The organism is Novosphingobium sp. 9 (genome assembly GCF_025340265.1).
In the GTDB taxonomy this organism is placed as follows: domain Bacteria; phylum Pseudomonadota; class Alphaproteobacteria; order Sphingomonadales; family Sphingomonadaceae; genus Novosphingobium.
Map to the genome: position 1 here is coordinate 2,779,074 of NZ_CP022707.1, position 15,906 is coordinate 2,794,979.

12 protein-coding genes are annotated in these 15,906 nt (G+C 68.2%); 6 read left to right on the forward strand and 6 right to left on the reverse strand.

Annotation, left to right across the window (positions count from 1 at the left end):
• Positions 1-6: 6 nt before the first annotated feature.
• On the reverse strand, positions 7-993 hold the full coding sequence (locus tag CI805_RS13610) for a sensor histidine kinase (protein ID WP_260924338.1): 987 nt from the start codon (positions 991-993) through the stop codon (positions 7-9).
• A gap of 389 nt (positions 994-1,382) precedes the next feature.
• Here CI805_RS13610 and zwf point away from each other — a divergent pair, with 389 nt between their 5' ends.
• The 6 genes from zwf to CI805_RS13640 all read left to right on the forward strand — a co-directional run bounded on the left by zwf (position 1,383) and on the right by CI805_RS13640 (position 9,643).
• Positions 1,383-2,825, forward strand: coding sequence for a glucose-6-phosphate dehydrogenase (gene zwf / locus CI805_RS13615; RefSeq protein WP_260924340.1), 1,443 nt, complete (start codon positions 1,383-1,385; stop codon positions 2,823-2,825).
• Between the two features lie 185 nt (positions 2,826-3,010).
• Complete coding sequence (edd, locus tag CI805_RS13620; RefSeq protein WP_260924342.1) at positions 3,011-4,840, forward strand: phosphogluconate dehydratase; 1,830 nt, start codon at positions 3,011-3,013, stop codon at positions 4,838-4,840.
• Positions 4,841-4,844: 4 nt separating this feature from the next.
• Positions 4,845-5,858 carry a glucokinase gene (glk, locus tag CI805_RS13625; RefSeq protein ID WP_260924344.1) on the forward strand — a complete coding sequence of 338 codons (1,014 nt, stop codon included), beginning with the start codon at positions 4,845-4,847 and terminating at the stop codon, positions 5,856-5,858.
• Positions 5,855-6,499 carry a bifunctional 4-hydroxy-2-oxoglutarate aldolase/2-dehydro-3-deoxy-phosphogluconate aldolase gene (gene eda, locus CI805_RS13630; RefSeq protein ID WP_260924346.1) on the forward strand — a complete coding sequence of 215 codons (645 nt, stop codon included), beginning with the start codon at positions 5,855-5,857 and terminating at the stop codon, positions 6,497-6,499. Before glk ends, eda begins: the two co-directional genes overlap by 4 nt.
• Positions 6,496-9,303 carry a phosphoenolpyruvate carboxylase gene (locus tag CI805_RS13635; RefSeq protein WP_260924355.1) on the forward strand — a complete coding sequence of 936 codons (2,808 nt, stop codon included), beginning with the start codon at positions 6,496-6,498 and terminating at the stop codon, positions 9,301-9,303. Before eda ends, CI805_RS13635 begins: the two co-directional genes overlap by 4 nt.
• Positions 9,296-9,643: a hypothetical protein gene (locus CI805_RS13640; protein ID WP_260924358.1), complete on the forward strand. Its 348-nt coding sequence runs from the start codon at positions 9,296-9,298 to the stop codon at positions 9,641-9,643. The genes CI805_RS13635 and CI805_RS13640 overlap by 8 nt, the downstream gene beginning before the upstream one ends.
• Positions 9,644-9,861: 218 nt before the next feature.
• Here CI805_RS13640 and CI805_RS13645 read toward each other — a convergent pair whose 3' ends face one another.
• The 5 genes from CI805_RS13645 to CI805_RS13665 are packed head-to-tail and all read right to left on the reverse strand — an operon-like array spanning position 9,862 to position 15,842.
• Complete coding sequence (locus CI805_RS13645; RefSeq protein ID WP_260924361.1) at positions 9,862-11,139, reverse strand: N-succinylarginine dihydrolase; 1,278 nt, start codon at positions 11,137-11,139, stop codon at positions 9,862-9,864.
• Positions 11,140-11,162: 23 nt separating this feature from the next.
• On the reverse strand, positions 11,163-12,182 hold the full coding sequence (locus CI805_RS13650; protein ID WP_260924364.1) for an arginine N-succinyltransferase: 1,020 nt from the start codon (positions 12,180-12,182) through the stop codon (positions 11,163-11,165).
• Positions 12,179-13,387, reverse strand: a complete 1,209-nt coding sequence (locus tag CI805_RS13655; RefSeq protein ID WP_260924367.1) for a hydrolase — start codon at positions 13,385-13,387, stop codon at positions 12,179-12,181. Before CI805_RS13655 ends, CI805_RS13650 begins: the two co-directional genes overlap by 4 nt.
• Positions 13,384-14,811 (reverse strand): succinylglutamate-semialdehyde dehydrogenase, encoded by a 1,428-nt coding sequence (gene astD, locus CI805_RS13660; protein ID WP_260924369.1) that lies wholly within the window; start codon positions 14,809-14,811, stop codon positions 13,384-13,386. The genes CI805_RS13655 and astD overlap by 4 nt, the downstream gene beginning before the upstream one ends.
• Positions 14,808-15,842: a 2-oxoadipate dioxygenase/decarboxylase family protein gene (locus tag CI805_RS13665; RefSeq protein ID WP_260924374.1), complete on the reverse strand. Its 1,035-nt coding sequence runs from the start codon at positions 15,840-15,842 to the stop codon at positions 14,808-14,810. Before CI805_RS13665 ends, astD begins: the two co-directional genes overlap by 4 nt.
• Between the last annotated feature and the right edge of the window lie 64 nt (positions 15,843-15,906).

Genomic DNA, 15,906 nt, shown 5'->3' on the forward strand with positions numbered 1-15,906 from the left:
AGAAACTCACCCTTCGCGCAGCGGCAGCATCAACGAGGCGGTGGTGCCGCGTCCGGGCCGACTGTCGACATCGAATCGGCCGCGATGACGCTCGACGATGTGCTTGACGATCGACAGGCCAAGCCCGGTCCCGCCCACCGCGCGGCTGCGACTGGTATCAGCGCGATAGAACCTTTCGGTGATGCGCGGGAGATGTTCGGGCGCGATCCCCTCGCCCTCGTCGCGCACGGTAACGAGCACCCAGCCGGTGCGCGCAGCCTCCACCGTCACTTCGACCGGGCCGCCCTCCTTGCCGTACTTCAGCGCGTTGTCGATCAGGTTGCGCAGCACCTGCCCCAGCTGACCGCGATCGCCCGTCACCGGCGCCTCTGCGCTGTGCGCCACGAAATCGACCTGCGCGCTGCCGCGAAACTCGCCGACCACTTCCTGTGCCAGCGCCATCACCTCGACCCGGTCGGACGGCGCCTCGTGCTTCACCGCCTCGATCCGCGACAGCGACATGAGATCGGAGATCAGCGCCTGCATGCGCTGCGCCTCGTGGCGGATGGTGTCGAGGAAGCGCGCGCGCAAGGCTTCGTCTCCCCCGGCCTTGGGGTTCATCAGCGTCTCGCAATAGCCGATCACATTGGCCAGCGGCGTGCGCAGTTCGTGGCTGGCATTGGCGACGAAATCGGCATGCGACTTCGCCACGCTGACCCGCTCGGACAGATCGTAGAGGCTGACCAGCCGCTCCGCCGGGCCGATCACCCGGCAATCGACTTCCCACACACTGGAGCCGGTCGAAAGCCCCGGCACCCGCGCCTGTCCGCCCTCGTCCGAGAGGATCACCGCCACCGCGCGCGGATCGCGGATGGCTATGCGCACGTCCTGCCCCATGATGTGCCCGCCCAGCACGCCGCGCGCCGCCGCATTGGCAAAGCGCACCATCCCGCGCGACGTCACGAGCGCCGGGGTCTGGAGGTGATCAAGCAGGTTCACGCCTTCAACGGCCATCACAATCACGCCTTGTCCTGTCCGCGGAGCCGAACCGCTCCCCTGTCACACACGCGCCCTAGCACAGCGTGCGCCGCGCACCATATGAAGGGGCAAGGAAAGAGGTCCATCGTGGCACTATGATGACAGGCGATTGACGCTTGGTATCATACCAGATATAACCAATAATACCAATTCAGACATGAAATTGTTCGTATACGAATTCATATGGTCAATTTCTTGCTTTGGATCGCGACCCAATGTGGGTAAGCAGCGCAGGCCTGTCGGGCATGGACTCACACGACGCACTCAATGCGTCGGGAGCCGCAGCATGCCCGTGAATTGTTCCGGGTCGGGAGAGGAAGCAGCAGGCGCTGCCGTTCCGACGAGATTGGTGGTAGTGTAGCCCTGTGTCGAAATTCACTTCGGATCGCCTGCTTCTTTTCGGTGCCACCGGCGACCTGTCGAGCCGCATGCTGCTCCCCTCGCTCTGCGCGCTCGACGCAGAAGGGCTGCTGAACCCCGAGATCCAGATCATCGGCACCGCGCGTTCGGAAATGAGCGATGCGGAGTTCCGCAACTTCGCCCGCCAGTCGCTGGAGAAGTTCCTGCCCGCAGACCGTCGCGGCAGCATGGCGACCTTCCTGAACCGCCTGACCTACCAGCCGCTCGACGCCACCGACCTCGATGGCTTCAAGGCGCTGGCCGAAAAGGTCGGCACGCCCAAGGAAGGCCTGTCGATCTTCCTGTCGACCGCGCCCAGCCTGTTCGAGGCGACCATCCACGGCTTGCAGAGCAGCGGCTTGGCAGGTCCCAACACCCGCATCGGCCTGGAAAAGCCGCTTGGCACCGATCTGGCCTCCTCGAAGGTCATCAACGACGCCGTTGCCGCCGCGTTTCCGGAAGACCGCATCTTCCGCATCGACCACTATCTGGGCAAGGAAACCGTCCAGAACCTGCTGGCGCTGCGCTTTGCCAACATCATGTTCGAGCCGCTGTGGAATGCCGCGCACATCGAACACGTCCAGATCACCATCGCCGAGACGGTGGGCCTCGAATCGCGTGTCGCCTATTACGACGACAGCGGCGCCCTGCGCGACATGGTGCAGAACCATATGCTCCAGCTGCTGGCGCTCGTCGCGATGGAGCCGCCGGTATCCTACGATGCCACCGCCGTGCGCAACGAGAAGGTGAAAGTCCTGCACTCGCTGCGCAAGGTCCAGGCGTCCGAGACCGTGACCGGGCAGTACCGCTCTGGCGCGATCGGCGGCAAGGCGGTGCCCGGCTACGACGACGAGCTGGGCAAGGATTCCAACACCGAGACGTTCGTCGCGATCAAGGCGCATGTCGACAACTGGCGCTGGCACGGGGTGCCGTTCTACTTGCGCACCGGCAAGCGCCTGCCGCGCCGCACGACCGAGATCACCATCCAGTTCCGCGACGTGCCGCACTCGATCTTCACCGGGCGCGGCGCCCGCACGGTGCCCAACCGCCTCGTCATCGGCATCCAGCCCGAAGAGAACGTGACGCTCTCGCTGATGGCCAAGGTGCCGGGTCTCGACCGCGACGGCGTGGGCCTGCGCTCGGTGCCGCTGGCGATCACCATGCCCGATGCCTTCGCCGGTCCGCAGCGCCGCATCGCCTACGAACGCCTGCTGCTGGACCTGATCGAAGGCAACCAGACGCTGTTCGTGCGCCGCGACGAAGTGGAAGCCCAGTGGGACTGGATCGACGCGATCCGCGCCGTCTGGGAGGAACAGTCGCAGGAGCCCAAGCCTTATACCGCCGGAAGCTGGGGCCCGTCTGCCGCCATCGCCCTCGCCGAGCGCGACGGCGTGACGTGGCAGGAATGATGGGGCAGGAGTGACCGGACGGGATACCGAACGGGCGTGATCCCGCCTTCCCGCCGCGTTGCCCCTCCGGCAGCGCGGCACCACCGATGCGGCGCAAGGCGCATCGGCTCGATTGCAGACCGGCCCCGCCGGAACGACAGCCCCCGGGGACAGGGGGATGACACAGGATACTGGAGTACCCAGGCATGACCAATCTCGCCCCTGCCCTTTCGCGCGTGACCGATCGCATCATCGAGCGTTCCAAGCCCAGCCGCACCCGCTATCTTGAGCTGATGGCGCGGGAAAGCGATCGCCATGCAGACCGCAACTTCCTCTCATGCTCGAACCTGGCGCACGGTTTTGCCGCCTCGGGCGAGGACAAGCCTTCGCTCGCCGCCGGACGCGCGCCGAACCTGGGCATCGTCACCGCCTACAACGACATGCTCAGCGCCCATCAGCCCTATGGCCGCTACCCTGAGCAGATGAAGCTGTTCGCCCGCGAAGTGGGCGCCACGGCACAGGTCGCAGGCGGCGTTCCGGCGATGTGCGACGGCGTGACGCAGGGGTTCGACGGCATGGAACTGTCGCTGTTCAGCCGTGACACCATCGCGCTTTCCACCGCCGTCGCCATGAGCCACGCGATGTTCGACGGCATGGCGCTGCTGGGCATCTGCGACAAGATCGTCCCCGGCCTCGTCATCGGCGCGCTGCGCTTCGGCCACCTGCCCGCCGTCTTCGTGCCCTCCGGCCCGATGCCCACCGGCATTTCCAACAAGGAAAAGCAGAAGACCCGCCAGCTCTACGCCGAAGGCAAGGTGGGCCGTGACGCGCTGCTCGCCAGCGAGAGCGCCAGCTATCACGCGGCAGGCACCTGCACCTTCTACGGCACCGCCAACTCCAACCAGATGATGATGGAGATGATGGGCCTGCACGTTCCCGGCTCGGCGTTCATTCCCCCCAACACGCCGCTGCGTCAGGCGCTGACGCGCGAGGCGGTGCACCGCCTGAACGCCATCACCAAGAAGAGCAACGACTACCGCCCGATGGCGCAGGTGGTCGACGAGAAGGCCATCGTCAACGCCATCGCCGGGCTGCTCGCCACCGGCGGTTCGACCAACCACGCGATCCACCTGCCCGCCATGGCGCGTGCGGCAGGCATCATCATCGACTGGGACGACTTCGCCGAACTGTCCGCCGCCGTGCCGCTGCTGGCGCGCGTCTACCCCAACGGCTCGGGCGATGTGAACCACTTCCACGCCGCGGGCGGCATGGGCTGGGTGGTGCGCGAACTGCTCGATGCAGGCCTTGCCCACCGCGACACGCTGACCATCGCCGAGGGCGGCATGGACGCCTACGCCAAGGAGCCGACCTACGCGGACGAAAAGCTCGCGTGGATCGATGCCCCCACCACCAGTGGCGACGACACGATGCTGCGCCCCGCATCCGACCCGTTCCTGCCCGAAGGCGGCATGCAGCTGGTCGGCGGCAATCTGGGCCGCGCCACTTTCAAGACCAGCGCGGTCGACAAGGAGCGCTGGACGATCGAGGCACCCTGCCGCGTGTTCGACACGCAGGAAGCCGTCTCCGCCGCGTTCAAGGCCGGTGAACTCGACAAGGACGTGGTCGTCGTCGTGCGCTTCCAGGGGCCGCGCGCCAACGGCATGCCCGAACTGCACAAGCTGACACCGCCGCTCGGCGTGCTGCAGGACCGTGGCCACAAGGTCGCGCTCGTCACCGACGGACGCATGTCCGGCGCTTCGGGCAAGGTGCCCGCCGCGATCCACGTCACTCCGGAAGCGCTGCCCAGCGCCGACGGCGTGTGGGGTCCGCTCGCCTTCCTGCGCGACGGCGACATCGTGCGCCTTTCTGCCGAGGACGGCACGCTGTCGACCACGGCGGACCTTTCGGGCCGCGAGCCTGCTCCGGCCCCCGCTTCGGGCGAAGGCATGGGCCGCGAGCTCTTCGCGATGTTCCGCAGCCATGCCAGCGGCGCCGAACAGGGCGGCTCCTCGATGCTCGCGCTGGCGGGGCTCTGACCCCATGGCGAAAGCTGAAGGCACCCCCGCCGCAAAGGGCGCGACCGAGATCGTCGCCGTCGATATCGGCGGCACGCATGCGCGCTTCGCCATCGCCACGATCGGCGCGGACGGCAGCATCACGCTGGGCGAACCCGCCACGCTCCACACCAAGGACCACGGCAGCTTCCAGCTGGCCTGGCAGGCGTTCCGCAAGATGCAGGGCGGCACCCTGCCCGATGCCGTCGCCATGTCGGTGGCGGGTCCGGTCGACGACGAGGTGATCCGCTTCACCAACAACCCCTGGATTTTGCGCCCCGCGCGCATTCAGGAGATGCTGGGTCCGACGCGCCAGACCATCGTCAACGACTTCGCCGCCGTCGCCTATGCGGTAGCCTGCGCCGGTGAGGACCAGTTCATCCACCTGACCGGCCCTGCCGACACGCCGCTGCCCGCCACCGGCACGATCACCGTGATCGGCCCCGGCACCGGCCTTGGCGTGGCGCACCTGTGGCGCGACAACGGCAGCTACCGCGTCCACGCGACCGAGGGCGGCCATGTCGACTATGCCCCGCTCGACCTGATCGAGGATTCGATCCTCGCCCGCCTGCGCAGCCGCCACACCCGCGTCTCGGCCGAGCGCGTGGTCTCCGGCCCGGCCATCGTCGATATCTACGCCACGCTCGCCGCGATGGAGAACAAGCCGATCCGCGAACAGACCGACGTCCAGATCTGGACCAACGGCCTTGCCGGAACCGACCCGCTCGCCGCTGCCGCCGTCGATCGCTTCTGCCTTGCGCTGGGTGCCGTTGCCGGGGACTGCGCACTGTCGCAGGGCGCCAGCGGCGTGGTGATCGCCGGGGGGCTCGGCTATCGCATGCGCGAAACGCTGGTCCGTTCCGGTTTCCGCGAACGCTTTACGGCCAAGGGCCGATTTGGCAGCATGATGGCCCGGCTGCCCGTCAAACTCATCACTCATCCGCAGCCCGGCCTGTTCGGCGCGGCTGCCGCCTTCGCCAGGGAGCATCTTTCGTCATGACCGCCACCACCGACACTCTGAGCCCGTCCGCCGCCGTCGAGAAGGTGATGCGGCTTGCCCCGGTGATCCCGGTGCTGGTGATCGAGGATATCGAGCATGCCCTGCCCATCGCCGAGGCGCTGGTCGCAGGCGGCCTGCCCGCTCTGGAAGTCACCCTGCGCACCGAATGCGCGATCGAGGCGATCAAAATCATGAAGCAGGTCCCCGGCGCCGTGGTCGGTGCGGGCACCGTGCTGAGCCCCGATGATCTCAAGCGTTCGATCGATGCGGGCGCCGAGTTCATCGTCTCGCCGGGCCTCACCCCGATGCTGGCCGAAGCCGCCTACAAGACCAAGATCCCGTTCCTGCCCGGCACCGCCAATGCCAGCGACGTGATGTTCGCGCTGGAATGCGGGTTCGACCGCCTGAAGTTCTTCCCCGCCATGGCTGCCGGCGGCCCGCCCGCGCTCAAGGCGATCTCGGCGCCGCTGATGGCCGCCAAGTTCTGCCCGACCGGCGGCGTCACCCCGCAGAACGCGCCCGAATGGCTGGCGCTCGACGCGGTGCTCTGCGTCGGCGGCAGCTGGATGGTCCCCAAGGGCAAGCCGGATGTTGCGAAGATCGAGGCGGACGCCCGTCTCGCAGCAGGTCTCGCCCGATGAGCGGGGGCGTCGAAGCCGCTTCCGGCGCCACCCTAGGCAGCGTCGAAGCGCTCGACGCCCGCCTTCGCGAACTGCACCGGCTGACGGCGCAGACGCCCACCTACAACCCGGTCTTCCAGCTCGGCCTCGAACTCTCACGCGAGCTGGAAGCGGGCACCATGACGCTCGACGATTTCGAGCGCCTCGTCGCCGAGATGGATTGCGAGGGCCTGCGGGCCCGCGCCGCGCGGCTCGACCGCCTGCTCGCCCCCGTCGCCCCGGACGAGAACCTCGCGCGGATCGACGCGGCGGCCACCGGCGATGACTTCACCGCCTTCGCCGCCCACTGGCAGCGCCCCGCCGCGCATGTCGTGTTCACCGGCCACCCGACCTTCCTGCTGACGCAGGCGCAGGGCGATGCCGTCACCCACGCCGCCTCCACCGGGGATCTTTCCGAAGCGTCCGTCTGCGCCGCCTCGCCCGCGCGCGACCAGATCACCCTCGATTACGAACACGCCCGCGCGATGGACGCGATGGCGCGCGGGCAGGACGCGCGCGATGCGATCACCGCCCGCCTGTTCGACATTGCCGCCGCGCGCTGGCCCAAGCGCTGGAAGGCGCTCCAGCCGATGCCGGTGCGCTTTGCCAGCTGGGTCGGCTACGACATGGACGGGCGCACCGATATCCGCTGGTCCACCTCGATCCGCTATCGTCTGGAAGAGAAAGCCCAGCGCCTCGCCCGCTATGCCGCGATGGTCACGCCGCACGCCGCCGAGATCGGCGCGCGTCTGAGCCGCGCCGCCGCCCGTGCCGACGAGATGGCCAGGCGCTTCGCCGCCGATCTCGGCTCGCCCGATGCCCTGTCCAGCGCCGCGAACACGCTGACCGCCGAGCACCCGGACAAGCTGATCAGCCTGAGCGACGTGATCGCCGATCTGGAAGCCGAAGCCCGCGCCGCCGATGGCGAAAGCGCCCGCGCGCTGCTGGTCGCCGCCGCGGCCATGCGCGCCGATGGCCTTGGCATGGGCTGGATTCACTTCCGCGTGAACGCCTCGCAGCTGCAGAACGCGATCCGTGCCCGCATCGACCCGGACGGCACGCTCGACCTTGCCAGCCAGGCCGCGCTGGTCCGCATGCGCGAGCTCTTGGCCGAAGTGAAGCCGCTGCGCTCCAACTTCGCCGCGCTGGCGATCGAGAACAGCACCGCCGTGCGCCAATTCCTGGCGATGGCGCAGATCCTTGCCCATATCGACGCCGACGCGCCGATCCGCATGCTGGTGGCCGAGTGCGAGCAGCCGACGACGGTGCTCGCCGCGCTCTATTTCGCGCGGATGTTCGGCATCGATGACAAGGTGGACGTCTCTCCCCTGTTCGAGACCGAGACCGCGCTGGAGCACGGCGGTCGCTTCCTCGATGCCGTGCTGGCCGAGCCTGCCTATCGCGACTACGCCCGCAAGCGCGGCCGCGTGGCGATCCAGACCGGTTTCTCCGACGCCGGGCGCTTCGTCGGGCAAGTCCCCGCCTCGCTCGCCATCGAGCGTCTTCAGGGCCGCCTTGCCGAGGCCATGGCCGCCAATGGCCTGACCGACGTCGCCGCGCTGATCTTCAACACCCATGGCGAATCGATGGGTCGCGGCGCGCATCCCGCCAGCCTCTCCGACCGTTTCGAATGGCCGATGTCGCCCTGGGCGCGCCGCCGCTTCGCCCGTGCCGCGATCAGGCTGGAGCCCGAAGTCTCGTTCCAGGGCGGTGACGGCTACCTGTGGTTCGGCTCGCCCGAACTCGCGCTCGCCACGCTGACGCGCATGGTCGAGATGCCGCTGTGGTCCGCCGATGTGGATGCGCCGACCGACCCGTTCTATCGCCGCACCGACATCAGCCTCGACTTCTATCGCGCGATCCGTTCTGTGCAGCATGCCCACCTTGCCAGCAGTACCTACAGCCGCGCGATCACCGCGTTCGGGCTGGGCCTGCTGAACGACACCGGCAGCCGCAAGTCGCGCCGCCAGTCGGACCTTTCCGCCGACCGTTCGATGAACCTGCGCCAGATCCGCGCGATCCCGCACAACGCGATCCTTCAGCAGCTGGGCTTCCCGGTGAACGTGATCGCCGGGATCGGCACCGCGACCGAGGGCAATCTGGAGGAGATCGCCGACCTGCTGCGCTCCAGCGAGCGCGGGCGCACGGTGATGCGTCTGGTCCGCGCCGCGAATGCGCTGGCCTCGATCAAGACGGTGGCGGCCTTCGGCGAGCTGTACAACTCCGCCTACTGGGCCAGCCGCCCCTATCGCGGCGACGAGCAGCAGATTTCGGATGGCTGCATGCGGCTGGCGGAATACCTCATCAAGGATGACCGGATGGGCGTGTTCCGTCGCCTCGGCTCGCGCCTGCGCGTCGATGCGATGAAGCTGCACAAGCTGTTCGAGCTGATCCCCGACGAGGCCCCGCTGCCCGACCGCGAGCGCACCCGGCGCAACATCGGCGCCCTGCAGGCCATCCGCCTCGCGCTGTTCCAGCACATGTTCCTGCGCACCGTCAGCGTGCCGCAGTTCAGCCGCGCCAACGACATCAGCCGCGACGACGTGCTGGAGATGGTGTTCACCCTGCGCATCGACGATGCCCTCGCCCAGATGCGCCGCGCCTTCCCGGTCCACTTCCCCTCGATCCGCGACTTCAACGTCGACGAGCCGAGCGACTACCCGGATTCGAGCGCGGGCGGATACGTCCAGATCCACCGCGACTTCATCCACCCCATCGCCCGCTGCCACGACCTCTCGCTGCGGATCACCACCGCGATCGCGAACGAATTCGGCGCGCATGGGTGAGATGGGCTTAGTCGATCTATACCGGCAATACGGGTTCTGGCGGACGGCGGCGCTGCTTGCCGGTTGCATCCTGTTCATCGCGCCCCTCGTCGCGCTTGACGGGTGGCTGTCCGGCAAGACCGGCTGGCGCGAAGCCTATGGTTTTTCCTGCCATCGCAAATGCATGTTCGAGGACATGTATTACAGCCCTCGCCTGCTGGCGCACCACACCGGCTACGAGATCGGCCTGTTCGCGCTGATCTGGTTCCTGCCTGCGGTGTTTGCGCTGAGCCTCGCCATCATCCTGCTCCGACGCCGGTTGACCTCTTCCCGCAACCGCATTCGCCCGATGGACGGCTGAGCGCACCCCGGCCCAGCCCACCCTGGCCTGACCCACCCCGTCCGGCCCCACCCCGTCCGGCTAGGTCACTGCGTTCCCAAGCCTTCCGGCCCTCCCGCAAGCGGGAGGGCAATGCTGGTTTCCCCTCCCGCTTGCGGGAGGGGAGCGAGACTTGCAGAGCCGTAGGCGAAGCTAGTCGCAGCGGGGTGGGCAATACCTGGCGGATGGCCCGCCCCGCTTCAGAACCCCTGCTGGTCCAGTTCGCGCAGGTCCAGCAGTTCGCACAGGCGCGCGCGGGCGATCACGCAGTCGCGCCAGAGCGCGGGGCTGGAGAGGTCGTCCACGGCGATCGTCTCGGGCCAGCATTCGCGCACCAGTGCTTCGATGGCGTCGATCTTCGCACTGCCTAGCAGAAAGCGCGGATCGACGTGCTCGGGATCGGCGACGACCCGCAGGCGCAGGCAGGCAGGACCGCCGCCATTGGCCATCGATTCGCGCAGGTCGTGGACGAACAGGTGCCGGATCGGCCCATTTCCGGCGACATGCGCCTCCAGCCAGTTCCAGACGGACGGCGTGCCTTTCGCCTCGCCCGGCAGCACCAGTGCCGCCTCGCCCGAAGGCAAGGTGACGAGCTGCGCGTTGAACAGGTACGACGAGACCGCATCGGCCAGGCTCACCGCGCTGGCGGGAACCTCGACGATCTCGATCTCGGGCAGCTTGGCGCGCAGTTCGGCATAGAGCCCCTCGCGGTCGGCGAAGGCCAGTTCGTGCGTGAACAGCACCCGCTCGTTGGCGACGGCGACCACATCGTTATGGAACGCGCCTGCGGCAATCGCCTCGGGCGACTGCTGGGCGAAGACCGTGCGCGCCGGGTCGAGGCCGTGGAGCCGCGCCACCGCCTCGCTCGCCTCGCGGTGCTGGCGCGCGGGGAACGGGCTGGCTGTCTCCCCCTTGGCAGCCTCGCCATAAACGAACACCTCGACACCCGGCGCCCAGTGCGCGGCGGCAAGGCGCATGTGGTTGGCCGCGCCCTCGTCTCCGAACGGGGCCGGGATCGGGGCATGGACGGCAAAATGCGCGCTATCCGCAAAGGCCAGCTGCACCTGCGCCAGCGTCTCGCGCCATTCATGGCTGCGGTGCGGCATCGTCACCAGATTGGCGACGGTCAGGTGGCAGCGCCCGTCCACCGTGTCCGGCCCCGGCGACACGGTGGCGGCATTGGCGGCCCACATCGCGGAAGCAGACATGGCATTGGCGCGCAAGGCCGGGCTGGCCTCATGCATGGTGGTGCCGAGCTGGCGCAGCCACGCCTCGTCCGGGCGGCAGTGCGGCAGGAACAGGCCCTGCACCAGCCCCCGCTCCCAATTGGCGCGCATCTTGGCGAGGCCCTGCAAGGCCGCCGCGCGCGGGGCCGAGGGCTTGCCGAAATTGCGCGCCGAGGCAAGGTTGCCAAGGCTCAGCCCGGCATAGTTGTGGCTGGGGCCGACCAGCCCGTCGAAATTGATCTCGGTAAGCATGTCCGCCCTTTCAGGCTGCCGGTTCAGGCAGAAGCATAAGTGATGGTATCGCCGATCGAGACGCCCAGCAGCGCCGCAGACTGCTCGTCAAGCGTCACGCCCTCGCCGATAAGCCCCACTTCGCCCAGCGAGGCGCGGAAATCGATCAACCGCCCGGTGGCGACGATATGCGAGGGGCTTTCCTCGGGCAGGCCCGCGATCGACACCACGGTATCGCTGCGCGCGCCCGCCAGCGTGCGGATCTGGTCGGTCTTGGCGATCATCGTCGGGCCGCCATCGAAGATATCGACGTAGTTCTGGAAGGCGAAGTTCTCCGCCTCCAGCATGCGCATCGCCGGGCGCCCGGAGTAGTGCGGCTGGCCCATCACCTGCCGCGCCCCTTCGGAGAGCAGCGCGGTGTAGATCGGGTGCTTGGGCATCAGGTCGGCGATGAACTGGTTGCCGTGCTTGGCGTTGAACTCGTCGGCATCGCGGAACGACATGTCGAAGAAGCGCCCGGCGAGCCCATCCCAGAACGGCGAGTTACCGGCATCGTCGATCGCCCCGCGCAGTTCGGCCAGCGTCGTCTCGCCAAAGCGCGATCGATGCTCGCGAATGAACAGGTAGCGGCTGCGCGCCAGCAGCTTGCCCACGCCCGCCGAGCGTTCGGTGGCGTCGAGATAGAGCCCGCCCACCTCGCTCGCGCCGTCAAGATCGGTGCACAGTGTCAGCATCTCGGCGCGGAAGGTGCGGTCCAGCTCGCGCGAGTGCTGGGTAATCCGGCCGATGCGATAGGAGTAGAACGGGAACTCGGTGCCGACCTGCGAAAAGGCCTGACAGGTGCCGCGCACCTTGCCGGTGGCGGTATCCTCCAGAATGAACACGAACAGGTCGTTGGCGATCTCCTCGCTGTCGCGCGCGAAGCACTTCGCGGTGCGCTTCAGCTTGGCTTCCAGCGTCGGACGGTCGGGCGGCAGGTTGGTGAAACCGCCGCCGGTGCCCTTGGCCATGCGGTAGAGGGCATCGAGATCGGTCTCGCGGGCGGTGCGCAGAAGAAATGTCATGGGGCCACACCATGGCGGTCGAGCCGGTACATCACAAGCGCCGTCAGCGCCGCGCGCGCTTCCAGCAAGGAGGCGATCAGGAATTCGTCGGGCGAATGGATCGCGCCGCCCAAGGCGCCCATCGTGTCGAGCACCGGCACCCCGCAGGCCGCGATGTTGTTGCCGTCGCACACCCCGCCGGTATCCTGCCAGCGCATCGGCTGGCCAAGGTCCGCCGCCGCCTGACTGACGAGGCCATAGAGCGCCTCGGTCTTCGCGCCAACCGGCTTGGGCGGGCGCGAGACGCCGCCGTGGACATGGATATGCACATCGTGCTGCGCCGAGACCGCCGCGATCAGCGCGGCGACTTCGGCCTGCGCCGTCTCGGCAAGCTCAGGCGTGCGGGGGCGCATGTTGAAGTGCAGGATCGCAAGGTCGGGCACGGTGTTGTTCGGCCCGCCGCCCTCGATCCGCGCCGGATTCACCGTCAGCCCCTCGCGCACCAGCGCGGCCAGCCGCAGCGCGAGGTCGGACGCGGCGAGCACCGCATTGCGCCCCTCCTGCGGGTTGCGCCCGGCATGGGCGGAGCGACCGTGGATGACGAGCGCATAGTTGCCCGAACCCGGCCTGGCCCGCGCCATCGAGCCATCGGGCAGCGCCGGTTCATAAGTCAGCGCCGCCAGCTTGCCTTGCGCCAGCTGCGCGATCAGTGCGGCGGAGGACAGCGATCCGGTCTCCTCGTCGCTGTTGATCAGCACGTCGTAGCCGAGTGTCGTCTCCCCTGCCTGCTCGTAGGCCAGCAGCCCTGCCAGCATCACGGCAAGGCCGCCTTTCATGTCGGCGGTGCCGGGGCCGTGGAGCGTATCCTCGTCCAGCCAGTCGCAGGTCTGGAACGGGTGCGCCTCGGGGTAGACGGTGTCCATGTGCCCGGTCAGGATCACGCGCCGCGCCGCTTCGGGGCGCACCGAGAGCACCAGATGGCGGCCATGCATGACGCTGCGCGCAATCCCTTGCGCATCGACCTTCTCGACCGGCGCGGGTTCGACCAGCCGCACCTCGCCGGGAAGCTGCGCGAAGGCCTCGCTCAGCAGGTCCGCCATGCGCGCCAGACCGGCAAGGTTCGCCGTGCCCGAGTTCACCGCCGCCCAGTCGAGCGTGTGCCGCAGGATCGGCGCGCGCGCGATCGGGGCGATCAGCGCCTGTTCGGCGCCCGACAGTCCGCTCATGCCGGAACGACGTCGGTCAGCTTGCCCGCCAATGCAGCCGCGTTACCGGAGACACCCGCCGCCTCGAAGCTCGCCATCGGCCAGGCGCAGTAGTCGGCGGCGTAGAAGGCGCTGGGGCGGTGGTTGCCGCTGTCGCCAAGGCCGCCGAACGGCATCGATCCTGCCGCGCCGGTGGTCGGGCGGTTGCGGTTGACCACGCCTGCGCGGCATTCGATCGTGAAGCGCTGCCACAGTGCATCGTCGGCGCTGACCAGCCCGGCTGACAGGCCGAAGCGCGTATCGTTGGCGGCGGCGATGGCGGCATCGAAATCGGCGACGCGGCGCACTTGCAGCACCGGCGCGAAGATTTCCTCGTCGGGCACATCCACGCCGGTCACGTCGAGGATGGCGGGCGTCACGAAAGCGCCGCTGCGCCCGGCGATCCGCTCGAACGGGCGCAGGACTTTCGCACCCAGATCGACCAGCGCCGTCACTTGCGCGCGGGCACCATCGGCGGCGGCCTCGGAAATCAGCGGGCCGATATAGGGCTCGGGCGTCTCGTTCCACGCGCCGATGCGCAGGCGTCCCGCCATGGCATCGACCGTCGCGATCAGGTCATCGGCAAAGGCGTTGTCGGGCACGATCAGGCGCCGCGCGCACGAACAGCGCTGGCCGGTGGTGACGAAGGCCGACTGGACGACCACCGAAGCAGCCTCTTCCAGATCGTCGGCATCCCAGACCACCAGCGGGTTGTTGCCGCCCAGTTCCAGCGCGAGGACGACATGCGGGCGATCCGCGAAGAGGCGGCGGAAAAACGCGCCCGCGCCCGCCGATCCGGTGAACAGCAACCCGTCGATCGCACCGCCGACCAGTGCCTCACCGGTCGTCCGCCCACCCTGCAGGATCGTGAAGACGCCTTCGGGAAGCCCCGCCTCGGCCCAGCATTCGGCCATCAGCGCGCCGGTGGCAGGCGTCATTTCCGAAGGCTTGAACACCACCGTATTGCCTGCCAGCAGCGCGGGCACGATGTGGCCGTTGGGCAGGTGTCCGGGGAAGTTGAACGGCCCCAGCACCGCCATCACGCCATGCGGGCGATGGCGCAGCACCGCCTCGCCGAAGGGCTGGGCGACGTGCTTTTCTCCGGCCCGCTCGGCCTGCGCGGCGATCGAGATCGCCACCTTGCCGATCATCGCGCCGACTTCGGCGCGGCCTTCCCACAAGGGCTTGCCGGTCTCTTTCGAGATCGTCTCGGCCAGCCTTTCACGGTGAGCCTCCAGCACTTGCGCATAGCGCTGCACCAGCGCCACGCGTTCGCCAAGCGGCATGGCCGCCCAGCGGGGAAAGCCTTCGCGCGCACGGGCAAGGGCTGCGTGAACTTCATCCGCCGAGGCTTCCGGCCCCTCCCAGACGAGATCGCCGCTGGCCGGGTCGAACGAACGGATCATGCACTCTTCTCCTGATGGGCGCTGCCCATATTGTCGCGCGTCATCGCGAAAATGCCGGTGGCGTTGCCGCTGTCGAAGCGCAGGTCCAGCCCGCCGGTTTCCGGGTCAGGATCGCGGCTGATGAATTCGTAGAACGAGCCCGGCACCTCGCGGGCGATCTCCGCGCCCGTCGCATCACGGAACGGGCGGGTCACGCGGTCGGCGAGGAACGCGGTCTGGCGGACCCGGCCCGAGGCCGAGACCTCGACCGAAGGCTTCATCGCAAAGCCCTGTTCGCGCAAGGATTCCGCCAGTGCCTCGACATGGGGAACGCGGGTGGTCGCATGGTTGAAGGCATTGCCCTCCGTGGCGATCCAGCCACCCTCGCGACTGTGCGCCAGCAGCGTCTCGTAATCGGCAAGCGCGGGCGCGGGGTGTTGGCGATCGAAGGCCGAGAGCACCGCGCGAAGGATCGTCACGCCGTCCTCCAGCGAGCAGGCGCCGTCCGCCGCCAGGCGGTCAAGCGCAGCCCAGGCGGCCGCGTCAATCGGGTCGCGCGAGGTGCCGAAGATCGCCTCGGCGGCACCCTGTGCCTCGGGGGCCAACTGGTCGATGTGCAGTTCGGACACGAAGAACTGCGGGATCGCCTCGGGAAAATCGACCTGCGCATAGGCGCGCCCGGTCATCTTCAGCGCAGGCAACGGATAGAGCCCGGAGACCTGATAGCCCAGCGGCGCCAGCAACCGCGCCATGCCTTCGCAGCCTGAGGGCAGCGCCCCGCTCGGCCCGTCGATGGTGCGCAGCGCCCCGTGGTCGGACACGATCCGCTCGCCCTTTTGGCGCACACCGTCGACATAGCGGGCAGCAGAGGGCACGCGCTCCAGCAGGTCCATGAACAGCGCGGCATTCAGCGCCCATGCCAACTGCGCGCGCGACGGTTTGCCCTCGCTATTCCTTGCCAGCGCCGGATCGAGTTCCAGCGTTTCGAGCACAAATTGCGTCGATTTTTCGCCGATTACCGGCTCCAGCAGCGCTGCGATCAGGGCGGCCATGGGATAATCCTCGCTATATCTTTATTGCGTTACCGGGAAACATAAGCCCCGATCTCGGGCAAGT

What these genes read in the sequence shown, in the direction of transcription:
- CI805_RS13610 (WP_260924338.1), bottom strand. Translation starts at nt 993, where the DNA reads ATGGCCGTTGAAGGCGTGAACCTGCTTGATCACCTCCAGACCCCGGCG.
- edd (WP_260924342.1), top strand. Translation starts at nt 3,011, where the DNA reads ATGACCAATCTCGCCCCTGCCCTTTCGCGCGTGACCGATCGCATCATC.
- glk (WP_260924344.1), top strand. Translation starts at nt 4,845, where the DNA reads ATGGCGAAAGCTGAAGGCACCCCCGCCGCAAAGGGCGCGACCGAGATC.
- eda (WP_260924346.1), top strand. Translation starts at nt 5,855, where the DNA reads ATGACCGCCACCACCGACACTCTGAGCCCGTCCGCCGCCGTCGAGAAG.
- CI805_RS13635 (WP_260924355.1), top strand. Translation starts at nt 6,496, where the DNA reads ATGAGCGGGGGCGTCGAAGCCGCTTCCGGCGCCACCCTAGGCAGCGTC.
- CI805_RS13640 (WP_260924358.1), top strand. Translation starts at nt 9,296, where the DNA reads ATGGGTGAGATGGGCTTAGTCGATCTATACCGGCAATACGGGTTCTGG.
- CI805_RS13645 (WP_260924361.1), bottom strand. Translation starts at nt 11,139, where the DNA reads ATGCTTACCGAGATCAATTTCGACGGGCTGGTCGGCCCCAGCCACAAC.
- CI805_RS13650 (WP_260924364.1), bottom strand. Translation starts at nt 12,182, where the DNA reads ATGACATTTCTTCTGCGCACCGCCCGCGAGACCGATCTCGATGCCCTC.
- CI805_RS13655 (WP_260924367.1), bottom strand. Translation starts at nt 13,387, where the DNA reads ATGAGCGGACTGTCGGGCGCCGAACAGGCGCTGATCGCCCCGATCGCG.
- astD (WP_260924369.1), bottom strand. Translation starts at nt 14,811, where the DNA reads ATGATCCGTTCGTTCGACCCGGCCAGCGGCGATCTCGTCTGGGAGGGG.
- CI805_RS13665 (WP_260924374.1), bottom strand. Translation starts at nt 15,842, where the DNA reads ATGGCCGCCCTGATCGCAGCGCTGCTGGAGCCGGTAATCGGCGAAAAA.